Below are 16,366 nucleotides of genomic sequence, written 5' to 3'. Positions count from 1 at the left end.
TGGGAGCTGGCTTGCCTGCGATAGCGGCGGTGAATTCAACATCGCTATCGCAGGCAAGCCAGCTCCCACATTGGGTCCTGCGTTAATCAGTCAGTTGGTACGCGCCCCCTGAGTGATCCAGGTGCCAATCAAGTCCCGTTCCTGCTGGGTCATCTGGGTGATGTTGCCCAGCGGCATGATCTGGCTGGCCACGGCCTGTGCCTGGATGCGCGGCGCCATTTGCTGGATCTGCTGCGGCGTATCGAACATCACGCCGGCCGGTGCCGTACTGAACAGCGGGCTGGTGGGCTTGGCCGAATGGCACACCGCACAGCGCTCCTGAATCACCCCGTGGACCTTGTCAAAATCAATCGACGCCTGGGCCGGTGCCGCTTCGGCGGGTGCCGGTGCAGGTGCTGCTGGCGCAGCTGGCTTAAGCCCGCCACCCAACGCCGTTTCCGGCAGCGGCTGGTACTCGATGGCTGCTGGCGCCTTGGCCACATCCGGTGCAGTCGCCACCGGTTTTGGGCCGGTCACGTAGGCCAGGCAAATCATCGCCAGCGCGCCCACAGGCAGGGTCCAGGCATATTTCTGGCTGTTATGACGGGTGTTGAAATAGTGACGCACCAACACCGCCGCCACTGCGATACCTGCCAGGATCAGCCAGTTGTATTGGCTGCCGTAGGTGCTCGGGAAGTGGTTGCTGATCATGATGAACAGCACCGGCAATGTGAAGTAGTTGTTGTGACGTGAGCGCAGCAGACCCTTGGCCGGCAGCGCCGGGTCGGGTGTGCGGTTCTCCGCAATCGCCGCCACCAGCGCGCGCTGGGCCGGCATGATGATGCGGAATACGTTGCCCACCATGATGGTGCCGATCACGGCGCCTACATGCAGGTACGCACCACGGCCACTGAACACTTTGCTGAAGCCGTACGCGGCGGCAATCAACAGCACGAACAGGATCAGGCCGAGCAGGGCAGGGCGCTTGCCCAGGGCCGAGTCGCAGAGAAAGGAGTAGATGAACCAGCCGGCCAGCAACGAGCCGAGGCCCAGCAACACACCTTCCGGACCGCTGAGGCTGCTGCCCGGGGCCAGCAGGTACAAGGTCGGGTTGGCGTAGAACACCACGCATAGGAGCGCGATGCCGGACATCCAGGTGAAGTAGGCTTCCCATTTGAACCAGTGCAGGTTGTCCGGCATGGTCGGCGGGGCCAGTTTGTATTTTTCCAGGTGGTAGATACCGCCACCGTGGATCGCCCACAAGTCACCGGCGAGGCCGTCCTTGGGGTTGACGCGATTGAGGTTGTTTTCCAGCCAGACGAAGTAGAACGAAGCGCCGATCCAGGCGACGCCGGTGATCATGTGAACCCAGCGCACGCTAAGGTTCAGCCATTCCATCAAATGTGCTTCCACAGTCTTTACCTCTCGCCTGTCACTCTGTCGTCGAGTGATCAGACCTTCTCTTATTGGTGGGGGGCGAGGATCAACCGCTCATCCTCTTTGAAAAAATGCTCATCGCAGTTATTGCCTGTGCCACTGCGATCAACCACCAGGAAGTCATCCCGCTTTTCGATCGTCAGCACCGGGTGGTGCCAGACGCCGCGATGGTAATTAATGCCCTGCCTGCCGTTGGTAACGAAGGCGCGGACCAAGCCCGATACAGGTTCATCGCCAATTGGCGCGACCACGATCAGAAAGGGGTTGCCGAGCAGCGGAATGAAAGCCTGGCTGCCCAGCGGGTGTCGTTCCAGCATGCACACGGTCAGCGGCATGTCCTGCGCGTCGGCGCGGAAGATGCTGATGATCGCGTTGTCTTCTGGCGTGGCGGTTTGCACCGTCGCCAGTTTATGAAAGCGCATGGTCGACCCGTTGTTGATCATGAAGTGATCGCTGCCATCGGTTTCGATAACGTCTCCGAAAGGGGCGAAGGCTTCTTTGGTCAGGGGTTCGATCATCAGTGTGCGCATGGCTGTCTTCTTAATCTTTTGAATGATGTGATTTCTGTGTAGGAGTCCGGCTTGCCGGCGATGGCGTCCGTGAGACCGCCATCGCCGGCAAGCCGGGCTCCTACAGATTTCGGTTCGCCGCTTATTTCGCTACCTTACCGAGAACCCGCAGGCGGCTCACACCACCATCCGGGAACACATTCAGGCGAATGTGAGTGATCGGGCCCAGCGCCTTGATCTGCTCGGCAAACGTGTGTTCAGCGTGCATTTCCAGTTTCTGCGCCGGCAGCAGTTCGCGCCAGAACAGCGATTGGGTTTCGATCTGGCTGTCGGTGCCGCCTTTCACGAACGCGCCCTGGATCGAGCAGGTGTCCGGGTAGTTGCCCTTGAAGTGCAGGGTGTCGACCACGATCTTCTCGATCTCGCCCGGGTGGCCCAGTGCGACGATCACCCAGTCATTGCCCGGCGTACGACGACGTGCGGTTTCCCAGCCGTCGCCCATGTTGATGCCACGGCCCGGGTTGAGGATGTTGCTCATGCGCCCGAAGTGTTCATCGGAGCAGGCCAGTGCACGGCCACCGTTCAGTGCCGCAGCCAGGTCAACCTGTTCGTTGTCGCCCACCGCCGACCAGTCGCGGAACGGAATGCCGTACACACGCAGACGGGCTACACCACCGTCCGGGTAGATGTTGAAACGCAGGTGGCTGAAGGCCTGGTCGTTGTTGATCTCGTGGAAGTGATGGCTGTTGCCTTGCAGCTCCACGGCCGACAGCACTTCAACCCACTGGGTGTTGTCATCCGGCTCGCCGGACGCCAGGAAGCAGGCTTCCAGGGACGCCGATGGCGGGAAGTTGCCGGTGAAGAATGAAGTGTCGATGTCCACGCCCTTGATCGAACCCGGTACGCCCAGGCGGATCACGGCGCTGTCGTAGCCTTCGAAGCGCTTGCGGCGCGACTCCCAGCCGTCCATCCACTTGCCGTTGTCATCGAAAACGCCCTCCTTCCACACGGCCGGGGTCGGCTGGAACAGGCGGTTGGCGTCGGCGAACCAGTCATCGGTGACAGAGATGATCTTGGTGCCCAGGCGTGCGTCGGCCAGGTTGACGAACTTCTCGAAAGGTACGGGTTGCGCTTTCATTCTTCTTGTCTGCCTTAAAGTAAGTGGCTTGGGATGCTCGCGAGGCCCTGGGCGTTCATGAACCGCTCGGGCCAGGTCTGCTAAAGGGTCAGTAATCGGAACAACGCGATTTTATTGATCTCGGCCAGCGCGCATTTGAACTCGGCGTCTACCGAGTTGTGAATGCGCGTTTCAAACGCGGCGAGGATCTGATGCCGGTTGCTGCCTTTTACCGCCATGATGAAGGGAAACTTGAACTTGGCCTTGTAGGCATCGTTCAGCTCGGTGAAGCGCGAAAACTCGTCGCTCGAGCATTGGTGAATCCCCGCGCCAGCTTGCTCATCGGTGCTGGCTTGGGTCAGTTGGCCCTGGACGGCCGCACGGCCTGCCAGGTCCGGGTGAGCGTTGATCAGGGCCAGTTGACTGGTGTGATCGGCGCTCAACAGGATGTCGCTCATGCGCTGGTGCAGGGTTTCGATCTCGTCGATCGACGCGTCCTGGCCCAGGTCGAAGGCCTTTTCGGCCACCCATGGCGAATGTTCGTAGATGTCGGCGAAGGCTGCGACGAATGCGTCGCGGCTCAGGGTCGACGGTTTCAAGGTCTGGAACGCGGTCATTTGGCGGCTCCCTGGAAAGGATGTACGTCATGCCAGTGACGGGCGATGTCGACGCGGCGGGTGAACCACACCTGGTCATGACCCTTGGCGTATTCGATAAAGCGCTTGAGGGCGGCCAGGCGTGCCGGGCGGCCGATCAGGCGGCAGTGCAAGCCGATGGAGAGCATCTTCGGGGCGTCCGCGCCTTCGGCGTACAGCACGTCGAACGCGTCCTTGAGGTATTCGAAAAAGTCGTCGCCCTTGTTGAAACCCTGGACCTGGGTGAAGCGCATGTCGTTGGTGTCCAGGGTGTAGGGGATCACCAGGTGCGGCTTGCCGGTCGGGTTGTTGGGTTCCCAGTAGGGCAGGTCGTCGTCGTAGGTGTCGCAGTCGTAGAGGAAGCCACCTTCCTCCATCACCAGCCGCCGGGTGTTGGGGCCGGTGCGTCCGGTGTACCAGCCCAGCGGGCGTTCGCCGGTGAGTTCGGTGAGGATGCGGATCGCTTCGAGCATGTGCTCGCGTTCCTGGGCCTCGTCCATGTATTGGTAGTCGATCCAGCGGTAGCCGTGGCTGCAGATCTCGTGGCCGGCGGCGACCATCGCACGGATCACGTCCGGGTGGCGCTGGGCGGCCATGGCCACGGCGAAGATGGTCAGCGGGATGTCGAATTCCTTGAACAGCTTGAGGATGCGCCACACGCCGGCCCGGCTGCCGTATTCGTACAGCGACTCCATGCTCATGTTGCGCTCGCCTTGCAGCGGCTGCGCCGAAACCATTTCCGAGAGGAAGGCTTCCGACTCTTTGTCGCCATGCAGGATATTGCGCTCGCCGCCTTCTTCGTAGTTGAGTACAAACGACAGGGCGATACGGGCCTTGCCTGGCCAGTGTGGGTGAGGAGGGTTACTGCCGTAACCGATCAGGTCGCGTGGGTAGTCAGCGCTCACTGCAGTCTTCCTTCTTGTTCGTGGTAGCGGTGTGTGTGGCGGCCGGGCAGCGGAAAGACTGGATGGCGTCACGACGATGACTGATTGTATACAACTTGATGCGCACTTTGTAAGCCTGTATTTCTGCATTTTTTCCGCAGGGTCTTTGCAGGATAGCATTGCAAGAAACCTGCCTGACTGGTCAACTAAATTGAAAAAACCTCATTCACTGTAGGAGCGAGCTTGCTCGCGAAAAACCTGAGAACGCCTCGGTAACCCTCAAGTGCTGCGTTATCGTTGACGATCTTCGCGAGCAAGCTCGCTCCTACAGAATCGGCGCCAGCAGCGGAAAACGAGCTTGTTGAATTTATTGTGTACAATTTTTTATAAAAGTGTCTTAATCAGTCATCGCCGGCCTTTTCAGTGCCCTGAAAAGGTGCGGTCTTTCACTTTACTGACTTCGGGAGGCGCGCAGACGCTATGGGACGTTTGACCACACACGTATTGGACGCCGCGCACGGTTGCCCCGGCAGCGCGATCAAGGTTGAGCTGTACCGTGTCGAAGGCACGCAGCTTGAGCTGGTGGCCAGTACCTTGACCAACAGCGATGGCCGCTGCGATGCGCCTCTGCTGCAAGGCGATGACTACCGCAGTGGTGTCTACCAGTTGCAGTTCAGCGCCGGTGATTACTACCGCGCCCGCGGTGTGCAACTGCCCGAGCCTGCGTTTCTCGATGTGGTGGTGCTGCGCTTCGGCATCAGTGCCGAGCAGGATCATTACCATGTGCCTTTGCTGATTTCGCCTTACAGCTACTCGACCTATCGCGGTAGCTGAGTCGTCACCGCGCTTCACACCCCCAAAGCTCTTCGTTGGTTTTTCGCCCGCTCACACTGCGGGCTTTTTTTTGCCTGGTGATCGGCCTAACTATGTAAGGCCCCGTAGAGCAAGGCGCTGCTTACCCTCGGTTTTTCATCTGGAACCGATGGCGACATGACTACCGACCCCGATTCTCCCCAACCTGACCCCGATGACGCCCAGGACGAGCTGGCACGCCTTCGTCACCGTCTGACCCGCAGGATTGAGTCAAGCCCCAGGCCCAGCCGGTTCATCAACCAGCTGCGGGGCGCCCACGTGCGTTGCCGCGAGGCCAACAGGCAACTGCGACGGTTGCTGGAACAGGCGCCGAGTATCCATCGTGTGGTGCGCAAGGCGCTGCGCGAAGCGTTCGACCTCGACCCCGATTGCCTGTTGTTCAGCGAGCCGGTGACGCCGGGCGGGCCGCTGGCGGTGGACAGCCTCACCGACCGGGCACTGGGCCTGCTGGATAACCCGCAGTTCCCGATCAACATCAATCGCTACACCACCCTGAGCCTTCAAGGTGATACCACAGGTACATTGCCGTTCAGCGTCAGCGACGTGTTGAACAAGGTCAATGCCCTGGGGTTGTCCGGGCAAATCCAGGCGGCGATGTCCGGTTATTGGCAAGGGTTGGCATTTGGCAGCGCGCTGTCCCGGGAGGAGCGGTGGGTGCAAGTGCACCTCGAGGCCTTTGCGGAGCGCGCGTACCTCGCCCATGCGCTGTACGACTTGTCGGATCATGGGTTTGCCATGGCGCTGGGCATTCTCGATGCGCCGACTCCGCAGGTCCGTGCGCGGGCTGGCGGTGCCTGGGAGCGCTTGCAGGTCAGCCCGGTGCTGTGGCCGTCGGATGCAGGAAGCGGGGTGCCCTTGGCCGGTGCGCTGCATATCTACCGCTCGGGAGACGCCCTGGACAAACGCCAGGTGGTTTACCTGCCATGGCTTGGCCAGGGGTTTCATGAGTTCGCCAGCCTGGCCCAGATGCAGGTCAAGTTGCCCGCACTGATCAACGGTGTACACCGAGCTACCCTCTGGCAACAGTTGCCCCTGCGGCGTCGGCACGGGTTGGCGGAGGATTTCAGCGTACACCGTGGGCCGGCGCTGGCAGGGGATGCACTCAGGCACAGTGCGTTGGCGCAGTTGTACCTTCAGCGGAACAACGAGTGGGAGTGCCTGCTGGCACGTCATGCGTCCAGGGTGAGTGTGGATAGGGCAAGCGTCTCGTGGAGCGCGTCCCAACGATTGCGCCGGGTTGAACAGGCCCGGCGTCGGTCGCCTGCCGACGAACTGTTGCGCGTAGCCGTGGAGCAACTGCTGGAGTGGGACCGCCAGCGCCGGGCGTCGCAAGTCATCTGCGCAGCACTGGCGCCGGGCCTGGCCATGGGCACCGCCGAGGCGTTGGTGCGGCGTCATGAGCAAGGGTTGTTGGCGTTGCTGAACCCTTCGGACCTGAGCCGGGACTTCCGGCCTTTCAGCGAGGTTGAAACCTTGCAAAGGCAATGGCTTGAACGCGTAGAGACGCTGCACGGGATGCTGGACGGCCAGGAACATCGGCTGGGTGACAGGGCTTTCTGGCTGGAAAAAGAGCCCGGCTCGATCGCCAGTCGGGGCGTACAACGCCTCAATGCCCAGCGTTTGGCCTTGATCAAAGACGCGCACCTTTACTATCGGCTGGGATTACTGGATGAGGTCGAGCGCACGTTGCTGACCGAGGTGTACACAGCGCCACTCGCCAGCGACCGGGCGGCCGGCACCACCCGGGTCCTGCAACTGTCCATCGGGCGCGCGCGGCAGCCGCTCTACCGATTGCTCGGGGTGCTGGTCGTCACCACCCGGGAAGCCGTCAGCCAGGCTGATCGCCCGCACCCTGTAGTGCTCCAGGTGCCTGGAAAGTACGGTGGCTTTCAGGCCTTCGGCTCGCTGGATGAGTTGTCCGCCAGCCTCGATGCGAGCCTCAGGAGCCCGGACGGTTCGATGCTCTGGCACTGCATCCCGCAGGATCAACGGCGCGAAGCCCGCGAGCTGATCCGGGCACTGGCGGCCAGCGAGCCGACACTCGTGTACTACGAGGCGATGGAAGGCAACGTGTTGTCCGATCCGTTCAAGGAGCAGATCAATCGCTACGCGCAGACCGACCATTGGGTAGGCCAGGGCGGGCGACCGTTCAGCGAGGTCACGGACCTGGCGCTGACACGCACTTTGCTCGCCCGCGAGCTGGCCGACAGCCTGCATCTGCCCCTCAGCACCGCGCGTGCCCAGGCGTTCGCCAATATCAGTGTGTTGCGCCAGGCGGTGGCCCAGGCCAACACATTGCCGGCGTGGCTTGCGAGTGGTTCGCGCCCGCAGCGCAAGCGCTATCAGCGTCTGCACACGCATTACCTGGCCAGTGCCAGTGCTCTTGAGCAGGAACTGGGGCATGTGCTGCCGAGCCTTGAGGTATTCGCCCGCAAGACCCTGGTCGAGGCGTTAAAGCGCGAGGGGCTGCCCTCGCCGCTGGATATCGACACGCCGTTCCTGGACATGCCCGACGATGTCAGCACCCATTGGGAATCTCATCCACAGCGTCCAGCCGGGGATTCCGGGGTTCGGACGCTGGTCAGCCAGGAGCGGCATACCTACAGCCTGTTGCAATTGGCCTTGCACAACCTGGATGCCGACGCGCCCTGGACGCGTGAGCGCCTGCGCTACAGCCGCTACCTTGAGCCCTTGTGGGCGCAGCATCTGCCGGCTGAGGACTTGACCCGGCTGATCGCCGGCCTGGACCTGGGGGGCCAATACGAGCGATTGATTGCCCGCACGTTCTATCCGGATGCCAGCGGGGCACCGGCCAGCTTGTCCACTGCGCTGCTGGAGCGCCCGTGGTTGCAGCGTGCGCGGCGGGATCATTTCAGCGCTCAACAGCAAGGCTTGAGCGAGGGTGCGTTGAGTGCGTTCTCCACGGCCCTGGCGGCCAGGACGCCCGAGGACTTGAAGAAAAATGGTCATCACTTACAACTGTGCTGTGTGCATCTGGCGGCACTCACCCTGGAGCAGCCGCGGCATGTCGCCGGGGTGCTGGTGATTGATGACCGAGTGCTGGGCAAGACACTGCTCTACTGGCCGGCGGTGAAGGGCTATCCACCGCTGACCGAGCACGACAGTGTGGCAGCGGCGCGGCAAGCATTAATGACGGCGGCGCTGAGCCCTGGAAACCTTGAAGTACTGGCTCAATCCATCGCTCCCGGCTGGGAGGCGCAAGCCCTGGAAAGCTACCCGGTGGCGGTTCGGCCAACCCGTGGCAAGCCAGACCGCAGCTATCAGGCCCTGTCGGCGTGGGGCGCTATCTGGCCCTTTTCCTATGCCTCGCTGTGGACCATGGCGCAAGTGCTCCGGGGTTGGTTCGGGGTGCGGCGGGCGCAGCCGGCGGTGGCATTGGGGGAGATTGAAAAAGAGATTCGCGAACAGATCGAACAGGCGCCGCAGCAGTGGCTGGGCATTACCCCGACCACCGGCTGCGACCTGCTGCGCATGCTGACCCACGCCCGGGTACTGGCGATGCAGCGCGACGTACAAGCGGTTGCCAACTCCGCCAGGGACCTTGTCAGTTATCGGCAATTGCGCCTGGGCGAACAATCGGCGGCGCGGGTGCGCGGGCTGTTGTCGTTCATCCCCGGGGTGAGTATCGGGGTGAACCTCTACGAGGTGCTGTCGGCCGCCCGGCGTTTTCACCACAGCGGTGACGCTCGCGATGGCATCGCTACCGGCTTTGCCGCATTGATCTTGATTGCTGATGTCGCGCTGACGGCATTCCCGCTGGCCAAAGGGGCTCCAAAACCCGGGTTGCCAGTCAGGCGGGTCTCGATGTTGTCGGCCTTGAACGTGATCCGCCGCCCGCAACGGGCCCATGGCATGAGTTCCGGATTACCGCCTGTAGCCCGAGGCTTCAAGGGGTTTGAGGGCTATCGCAAGGACCTCACGCCGGAAGGCGCGGTGGCCTTGCACGGGCCGATCAACAAAGGCAGCCATGTGAAGGGCGGCGAGCAGTTCGTGGTCGAGGGCAGCCATGCCTATCCGGTTTATCGACGCCGGAACGAGCCAGCATTGCGCTTGAAAAATGCCGGGGACAGCGGCCAGAACGAACTGTTGCTGTCCATCGAGGAGCCTGGCGAATGGCTGCTGGGCGCCGATGCGCCGCCAGCGCCTCGTGCAGGCCCAAGCTCCGGTATACGGCGTCCATGGGAAGCGCCGGCGGGTGGTACAGAGTGGGTGGTGCCATCGGCCTCCCATGTCGAACGGGTAGCGCGGCAACCACCGTTGCTCTCCACCCACTGGCACCCCTGGGGCCGCCATCTCAACGAGCAGGCGGTACTGGATATTTCGGCGTCACGCCGCTTGCATCGGGTACCGGGTGCGCCCGGCTACGACGCGGTAAAACTGGGTAGCCATTACTACGAACTGCTGCCCAATGGTTCGACGGTACCGGACGGCGTGATCTTTTTAAGAGCTCCCGAGTTGCCCTACGCTCCCGCCCGGGATGAGCTGGGCCGCTGGTTGATACCTGGCGTTGTCAGCGAGCAACCCATACCGGCCACCTGGGGCGCGGATCAGGTGTGGGTCCCTCGCGAACCGTTGTTCAGCCATCCCTTGTCAACGTCGGTGGGCATGGCGTTCCCCGGCTTGACCCAGGCCAGCCAGCGCTTTGTGACGGAGCGCCTGATTGAGTTGGCGGATTCCGGTCGTTCGATGACTGCAACCCGGATCCTCAATATCCGCGCCACGCTGGATGACTGGCTGCCACCTGCGCCCGCACTGGCTGGGCAAACGGATGATTTGTTACGCCTGCTCAGGCCTATTTCAAGAAGGCGCCAGGTCAGTGTCAATATTGGTCATGCAGGGCAAGCGCCGGGCCTGGAGCGTGTGGACTTCCAGTTGCCAACCGCCCTTGATCCGAGGTTATTCGCCCATACGGCGAGGGCACTGGACAACGCCCGGCCCCTTGCGGCGCAAGCCGCTGTGAGGTCAGTGCTGGAGCGGCAGGGGTTTGTGCTGCAGACGCTGCGCAAAGGCAGCCCGGCCACCCTGGTCAATTTTGTCGGCACCCATCCGAAGTCGAACAACCTGTATTACGTGCTGACGCGCTGGACCGAAACACCGAGTATTGCCCTGGGCTCGGGCGGCCTGGTGCAGTTGTCCGACGCCTGGTTGCGCAGCAACGCCCGGTCGACGGTCGTGGGGCGGGCACAAGCGCACCAGTCGGTCCTCCGGGCGCTGAAAGAGGGGCGTCTGGTCAGGATCGTTGCGGGTATACATCATGACGCCCGCTCCAGCAGCGCCACGGTGTACTTCGTCAAACTGACGGACCTCTAGCGGCTCAACAACGAGGCCGCCCCGGCCCCGGAAAAAAGCCCCGCGCTGATCCGGTTGAACCAGCTTTGGCCCTTGCCGCTGCGCAGGTAACGCGCGGCGCCATGGGCACCGAGGCCGTAGGCCAGCTTGCACAGCAGGTCGAGCACGGTCCAGGTGGCGATCATGATCAGCAACTGCGGGAGAAAGGCCTGCTGGGCGCTGAGAAATTGCGGCAGGAAGGCGGCAAAAAACAGAATGTCTTTCGGGTTGCTTGCACCCAGTACAAATGCCCGGCCAAACAACGCGCGAAAACGCGGAGTGGCGGCCACTTGCGGCACGTCGGCGCCGTGGGACGGTTGCCGGGATTGCTGCCAGCTCTGCCAGGCGAGGTAGAACAGGTACACCGCACCGACGATTTTCAGTGCACTGAACAGCTGTTCCGACGCCAACAGCAAGGCCCCAAGACCCAGCGCCGACGCGCTCAACAGGCAGATCGAAGCAATCACCCCGCCGAGAAAGGCCGGGTACGAACGGCGCAGGCCGTAGTTCAGGCTGTTGCTGATCATCAGCAAGGACAGGGGGCCGGGGATCAGGATCACCACCAGCGCAGCGCCGCTGAACAGCAGCCAGGTTTCCAGACTCATTGCATTCCTCCATTCGTACAAAAGCCCCACCCGACGGGGTGAGGCGGGGTGAAACGGGTTGGCCTACAGGAACGCGAACTTGGCGATAAAGATCGCGCAAAGCACCCACAGGCTGATGGAAATTTCCTTGTGTTTACCGGTGCCGGCTTTCAGCGCCACGTAGGTGATAAACCCCAGGGCAATACCGTCGGCGACCGAGAAGGTCAGGGGCATCATGATCGCGGTGACAATCGCCGGAATGCTGTCGGTGGCGTCGTCCCAGTTGATATGGGCCATGCCGCTCATCATCAGCATCGCCACATAGATCAGCGCGCCGGCAGTGGCGTAAGCGGGAATCATGCCAGCCAGCGGGGCGAAAAACATTGCTGCGATAAACAGCACGCCCACGGTGACGGCGGTCAACCCGGTACGGCCACCGGCGGCCACACCGGCGGCACTTTCCACGTAGCTGGTCACGGGCGGTACGCCGACCATCGCGCCGAACACGCTGGAAGCACTGTCGGCTTTCAGGGCGCGGGAGAGGTTTTCGATCTTGCCGTCGGCATTCACCAGGCCTGCACGCTGGGCCACGCCCATCAAGGTGCCGGCGGTGTCGAACATGTGCACAAACAGGAAGGCGAACACCACGCTGATCATGCTGACGTTGAACACGCCCATCACGTCCATGGCCATCCAGGTCGGTGCCAGGCTTGGCGGGGTGGCCAGGATGCCGTGGTATTCCACCAGGCCCAGGCCCCAACCGGCGAGGGTCACGGCGATGATGCTGATCAGGATCGCGCCGAATACCCGGTGATAGCTGAGGATTGCAATCAGCAGGAAGCAGATGGCCGCCAGCAGCGGGGCGGGTTCATGCAGGGAGCCGAGCTTGATCAGGGTGGCCGGGCTTTGCACGATGATGCCGGCGGTTTTCAGGCCGATCACCCCGAGAAACAGCCCCACACCGGCGCCCATGGCATGGCGCAGGCTCACCGGAATACTGTTGAGCAGCCACTCGCGGATGCGTGAGAGCGTCAGGATCATGAACAACACACCGGAGATAAACACCGCACCCAGTGCGGTCTCCCAGTTGTAGCCCATGGTGCCGACCACGGTGTAGGTAAAAAATGCGTTCAGGCCCATACCCGGCGCCAGTCCTACCGGCCAGTTGGCGTAAAGGCCCATCAACAGGCAACCCAGTGCCGCAGCGATGCAGGTGGCGACAAACGCCGCGCCATGGTCGATGCCGGCGTCGGCCATGATGTTGGGGTTGACGAAGATGATGTAGGCCATGGTGATAAACGTCGTGAGGCCGGCGATCAGCTCGGTCTTCACTGTGGTGCCATGCAAGCGGAGTTTGAACAGGCGTTCCAGCCAACCGTTGTGGGTTGGCGAGAGGTCGAGCGTAGGGGCTTCGGATTTGCGGCTTTCCACAGCAAGTACTCCTCAAGAGTTTTATTGTTATTTCCAGCGCCGGACACATGAGTGGGCAGCAGCGCTTTGAGGTACCAGCGGGTTTTGTTGACCAATAGGTCAGGAACTCGCACGAAGCGAATTATGCTTTTGTATACAAATAAAGCAAATAATGTTTTCTATTTTGTGTGCGAAAGGGATGAAAGGCAATTCAGGATTGGCCACTGAGTGCCTTGTTCACCGCCAGCCAGCCTTCCACCGCTGTCTCGCCAGCCTCGGCGAACGCCCGTTGCAGCAGCTTCACCTGCTCGCGTCGCAAGGACTGTTCGAAACGTCGCCCTTCCTCGGTCAGCTCCAGCAAACGCTTACGCTTGTCGGTCTCGGACGCCACGCTGTCCACCAAGTGCATTTCCTGCAATTGGCGCAACGGCATGTTCAACGCCTGCTTGCTCACCCCGAGCAGTTCCAGCAGCTCCTTGACGCTCAAGGCCGGGTAGCGCGCGATAAAAAACACGATGCGTTGGTGCACCCGGCTCAAGCCGCGGCGCTCGAGCATTTCGTCGGCCTTGGCGGTGAACGCCTGGTAGCCGAAGAAGAAGGCTTCCATGGCGGTTTGTTGGCTGGTCTGGTTTTTAAGGTCAAGCATATTGACGTATCTGCCCAAGTCGTCGTAATTTCGGTCAAGCAGTTTGACGTATTTTTCCCTGGCTTTGCTACCGGTGACCCTTATGGCCTTCTCAGAACGTGTTTCGCGTCTTAAAAGCTCCTTGATCCGTGAAATCCTTGCGGCGGCGCAAAAGCCACAGGTGATGTCCTTTGCCGGTGGCCTGCCGGCTGAAGTGATGCTGCCTAAGCTGGATTGGACGGATATGCCCTTGAACATCGGCCAGTACGGCATGAGCGAAGGCGAGCCGCAGTTGCGTGAGCTGCTGGCCGCCGAGGCGCGGGGGCTGGGCATTGCCTGCCAGGCCAGCCAGGTAATGGTGGTCAGCGGTTCCCAGCAAACCCTGGATCTGGCGGCCAAGCTGTACATCGACAAGGGCACCAAGATCCTGCTGGAAGGCCCGACCTATCTCGCGGCGTTGCAGATATTCCAGCTGTTCGGCGCCGATTGCCTGACAGTGCAGCTTGAAGCGGACGGTCCGGACCTGAAGGCGCTGCGCAACAGCCTTGAGCAGCATCGTCCATCCTTCGTCTACCTGATCCCGACGTTCCAGAACCCGTCAGCCGTCCGCTACAGCGATGCCAAGCGCGAGGCCGTCGCCGCCTTGCTGGACGAGTTCGGCGTGACCCTGATCGAAGACGAACCCTACCGCGAGCTGACCTTCGACGGCGCCAGCGCGCAGCCCATCGTCAGCCGGTTGAAAAAGGCCAGCTGGATCTACACCGGCACCGTGTCCAAAACCCTGTTGCCGGGCTTGCGGGTCGGTTACCTGATCGCCAGCCCCGACCTGTTCCCGCATCTGCTCAAGCTCAAGCAGTCTGCCGACCTGCACACCAACCGTGTTGGCCAGTGGCAGGCCATGCAATGGATCGGCACCGAGAAATACCAGCACCACCTGGTGGAGCTGCGCAGTTTCTACCGCGGCCGCCGTGATGCGTTCCAGGCGGCACTGGAGCGGCATTTCAGCGACCTGGCCGACTGGCAAATACCCCAGGGCGGATTATTCTTCTGGCTGACCTTGAAACAACCGCTCGACACCCGCACCTTGTTGGCACCTGCGCTCGACCAGGACATCGCGTTCATGCCCGGTGAACCGTTCTTTTCCGAGCCGGATAACCATCACGGTCACTTGCGGCTCAATTTCAGCCATATCGACCCGGCGCGTTTGGACGAAGGTCTCAAGCGTCTCGCTGCGGTGGTCCGTCAAGCACAGCACGCGCAAGCGGCATAAGGGGAGCCTCCATGTACAAGGTCTACGGCGATTACAAATCGGGCAACTGCTACAAGGTCAAACTCATGCTCAGCCTGCTGGGCATCGACTATGAGTGGATCGATGTCGACATCCTGAAGGGCGACACCCAGACCGCCGAGTTCCTGGCCAAGAACCCCAACGGCAAGATCCCGGTGCTGGAGCTTGAAGACGGTACCTGCCTGTGGGAATCCAACGCTATCCTCAACTTCCTGGCCGACTGCAGCGAGTTCCTGCCGACCGAACCGCGCCTGCGCACCCAAGTGCTGCAGTGGCAGTTTTTCGAGCAGTACAGCCATGAGCCGTACATCGCGGTGGCGCGGTTTATCCAGTTTTACCTGGGGCTGCCGGAAGATCGGCTGGAGGAGTACAAGAAGCTGCACAAGGGCGGTTACAAGGCCCTCAAGGTGATGGAGCGCCAGTTGCAGTTGACGCCGTACCTGGTGGGCGACCAGTTCTCGATTGCCGATGTGGCGCTGTATGCCTACACCCACGTGGCGGATGAAGGTGGCTTTGACCTGGGCGCTTATCCGGGCGTGCAGGCCTGGTTGAAACGCGTGGCCAGCCATCCAAAGCATGTGGCAATGCTGGGCTGATCACCGAAACCCTGTAGGAGCCCGGCTTGCCGGCGATAGCGCCCTCAAGGACGCCATCGCCGGCAAGCCGGGCTCCTACAAGGGGCGCAGTTCTTCATTGAGCAACTCAAAACAGCGCTGCGCCGCCGGGCTCAACGGCTGCCCACTGCGGCTGATCAACCCGATCTCCCGGTTCACCCCCGGATGATCAATCGTAATTCGCTTCAACCCCTCCAGGCTGTCCGCCGCCGACTCCGGCAAGATACTGATCCCCAATCCCTGTCGCACCAGCGCCAACACCGTCGACATGTAGTTGGCCTCCATCCCGGCTTGCATCGTCACCTGTCGCTCATCGAACAACGCATCCACCTGTTCGCGCACGCTGCTGTCGCGCCCGGTGAGGATGATCGGCTGGTCGGCCAGTTGGGGCAGGGTCAGCCGGCCATGGCGCGCCAGGGCGTGATCCAGCGGCACAAACGCACACAGCCGGTCATTCAGCACCGGCACAAACGCCAATCCGTGGCTCAGCCGCGCCCGTACACCAATGCCGAAATCCACTTCACCCGAACGCACTTGCGCATGAATCCGATGGGCCACCAGGTCGTGCAGCCGCACCTCGATCCCGGCAAAGCGCTCGCGAAACAGGCGCAGGGCCGGCGGCAAGGCGCCGGCGCACACCGAGGGCAGGGCGGCGATGGTCACCACGCCCCGGCGCAAGGCCGCCAGGTCGCGGGAGCCGGTGACGATGTTGTCCAGGTCCAGCAACAGCTTTTCCATCGGCCCGCGGGCGTCCAGCCCGGCGGCGGTGATGCTGACGTGGCGCGGGCTGCGGTCGAGCAGGGCAACCCCCAGCCACTCCTCCAGTTGCTGTACCTGTACCGTCAGCGCCGAGGGCGACAGGTGCAGTTCGTTGGCGGCCTTGGTAAAGCTGCCCGTGCGGGCCACGGCGAGAAACGCCTGGATATGCTGGATCGAATTTTTCATTTTTATTTTGCTCGAGCGTTTTGTTTTTTCGAATATGGAGTGCCGAATATTCCAATTTACAAAGCCTAACGCGATTCCAATACTCCAGGGAAAACAATAACCGGCCGAAAACGCCGT

General features: G+C 61.8%; 13 protein-coding genes. 4 read left to right on the top strand and 9 right to left on the bottom strand.

What is annotated here, in order from left to right:
• Positions 1-90 precede the first annotated feature (90 nt).
• From V3W39_RS02880 to puuE, 5 genes are all read right to left on the bottom strand, one after another.
• Positions 91-1,392, bottom strand: a complete 1,302-nt coding sequence (locus V3W39_RS02880; protein ID WP_087694785.1) for a urate hydroxylase PuuD — start codon at positions 1,390-1,392, stop codon at positions 91-93.
• 50 nt (positions 1,393-1,442) lie between these two features.
• Positions 1,443-1,946, bottom strand: coding sequence for an ureidoglycolate lyase (locus V3W39_RS02875; protein WP_294738156.1), 504 nt, complete (start codon positions 1,944-1,946; stop codon positions 1,443-1,445).
• 121 nt (positions 1,947-2,067) lie between these two features.
• Positions 2,068-3,063 carry an allantoicase gene (gene alc / locus V3W39_RS02870; RefSeq protein ID WP_294738158.1) on the bottom strand — a complete coding sequence of 332 codons (996 nt, stop codon included), beginning with the start codon at positions 3,061-3,063 and terminating at the stop codon, positions 2,068-2,070.
• Between the two features lie 80 nt (positions 3,064-3,143).
• Complete coding sequence (gene uraD, locus V3W39_RS02865) at positions 3,144-3,659, bottom strand: 2-oxo-4-hydroxy-4-carboxy-5-ureidoimidazoline decarboxylase (protein ID WP_259197448.1); 516 nt, start codon at positions 3,657-3,659, stop codon at positions 3,144-3,146.
• Positions 3,656-4,582: an allantoinase PuuE gene (gene puuE, locus V3W39_RS02860; RefSeq protein ID WP_008432189.1), complete on the bottom strand. Its 927-nt coding sequence runs from the start codon at positions 4,580-4,582 to the stop codon at positions 3,656-3,658. The genes uraD and puuE overlap by 4 nt, the downstream gene beginning before the upstream one ends.
• Positions 4,583-5,041: 459 nt before the next feature.
• Between puuE and uraH the strand changes: the two genes are divergently transcribed.
• Entirely contained in the window at positions 5,042-5,395 is a 354-nt protein-coding gene (gene uraH, locus V3W39_RS02850) for a hydroxyisourate hydrolase (RefSeq protein ID WP_088426303.1), read from the top strand.
• Positions 5,396-5,551: 156 nt separating this feature from the next.
• Positions 5,552-10,765 carry a dermonecrotic toxin domain-containing protein gene (locus V3W39_RS02845; protein ID WP_330212175.1) on the top strand — a complete coding sequence of 1,738 codons (5,214 nt, stop codon included), beginning with the start codon at positions 5,552-5,554 and terminating at the stop codon, positions 10,763-10,765.
• Here V3W39_RS02845 and V3W39_RS02840 read toward each other — a convergent pair.
• From V3W39_RS02840 to V3W39_RS02830, 3 genes are all read right to left on the bottom strand, one after another.
• A complete protein-coding gene (locus tag V3W39_RS02840; protein ID WP_017479988.1) occupies positions 10,762-11,388 on the bottom strand; it encodes a LysE family translocator in 627 nt (208 codons plus the stop codon). The genes V3W39_RS02845 and V3W39_RS02840 overlap by 4 nt on opposite strands.
• A gap of 63 nt (positions 11,389-11,451) precedes the next feature.
• Positions 11,452-12,798 (bottom strand): NCS2 family permease, encoded by a 1,347-nt coding sequence (locus tag V3W39_RS02835; protein ID WP_003212843.1) that lies wholly within the window; start codon positions 12,796-12,798, stop codon positions 11,452-11,454.
• A 190-nt stretch (positions 12,799-12,988) separates the two neighbouring features.
• Complete coding sequence (locus tag V3W39_RS02830) at positions 12,989-13,423, bottom strand: MarR family winged helix-turn-helix transcriptional regulator (RefSeq protein ID WP_003212841.1); 435 nt, start codon at positions 13,421-13,423, stop codon at positions 12,989-12,991.
• Positions 13,424-13,505: 82 nt separating this feature from the next.
• Between V3W39_RS02830 and V3W39_RS02825 the strand changes: the two genes are divergently transcribed.
• Together V3W39_RS02825 and V3W39_RS02820 are read left to right on the top strand one after the other, a co-directional pair.
• Positions 13,506-14,672, top strand: a complete 1,167-nt coding sequence (locus V3W39_RS02825; RefSeq protein WP_330212174.1) for an aminotransferase-like domain-containing protein — start codon at positions 13,506-13,508, stop codon at positions 14,670-14,672.
• An 11-nt stretch (positions 14,673-14,683) separates the two neighbouring features.
• Positions 14,684-15,286: a glutathione S-transferase family protein gene (locus V3W39_RS02820; RefSeq protein ID WP_330212173.1), complete on the top strand. Its 603-nt coding sequence runs from the start codon at positions 14,684-14,686 to the stop codon at positions 15,284-15,286.
• A gap of 75 nt (positions 15,287-15,361) precedes the next feature.
• Here the strand turns inward: V3W39_RS02820 and V3W39_RS02815 are convergent, their stop codons facing one another.
• Entirely contained in the window at positions 15,362-16,249 is an 888-nt protein-coding gene (locus tag V3W39_RS02815) for a LysR family transcriptional regulator (protein ID WP_177046279.1), read from the bottom strand.
• Between the last annotated feature and the right edge of the window lie 117 nt (positions 16,250-16,366).

Source organism: Pseudomonas sp. Z18(2022), from assembly GCF_036346535.1.
Taxonomy (GTDB): Bacteria; Pseudomonadota; Gammaproteobacteria; order Pseudomonadales; family Pseudomonadaceae; genus Aquipseudomonas; species Aquipseudomonas yamanorum_A.
Note: the sequence above shows the minus strand (reverse complement) of the source record. Positions and strands in the feature narration are given on the sequence as shown.

Coding starts and splice junctions, on each gene's coding strand:
- V3W39_RS02820 (WP_330212173.1), top strand. CDS start 14,684: ATGTACAAGGTCTACGGCGATTACAAATCGGGCAACTGCTACAAGGTC.
- V3W39_RS02825 (WP_330212174.1), top strand. CDS start 13,506: ATGGCCTTCTCAGAACGTGTTTCGCGTCTTAAAAGCTCCTTGATCCGT.
- uraH (WP_088426303.1), top strand. CDS start 5,042: ATGGGACGTTTGACCACACACGTATTGGACGCCGCGCACGGTTGCCCC.
- V3W39_RS02830 (WP_003212841.1), bottom strand. CDS start 13,423: ATGCTTGACCTTAAAAACCAGACCAGCCAACAAACCGCCATGGAAGCC.
- V3W39_RS02875 (WP_294738156.1), bottom strand. CDS start 1,946: ATGCGCACACTGATGATCGAACCCCTGACCAAAGAAGCCTTCGCCCCT.
- V3W39_RS02845 (WP_330212175.1), top strand. CDS start 5,552: ATGACTACCGACCCCGATTCTCCCCAACCTGACCCCGATGACGCCCAG.
- uraD (WP_259197448.1), bottom strand. CDS start 3,659: ATGACCGCGTTCCAGACCTTGAAACCGTCGACCCTGAGCCGCGACGCA.
- V3W39_RS02840 (WP_017479988.1), bottom strand. CDS start 11,388: ATGAGTCTGGAAACCTGGCTGCTGTTCAGCGGCGCTGCGCTGGTGGTG.
- alc (WP_294738158.1), bottom strand. CDS start 3,063: ATGAAAGCGCAACCCGTACCTTTCGAGAAGTTCGTCAACCTGGCCGAC.
- V3W39_RS02815 (WP_177046279.1), bottom strand. CDS start 16,249: ATGAAAAATTCGATCCAGCATATCCAGGCGTTTCTCGCCGTGGCCCGC.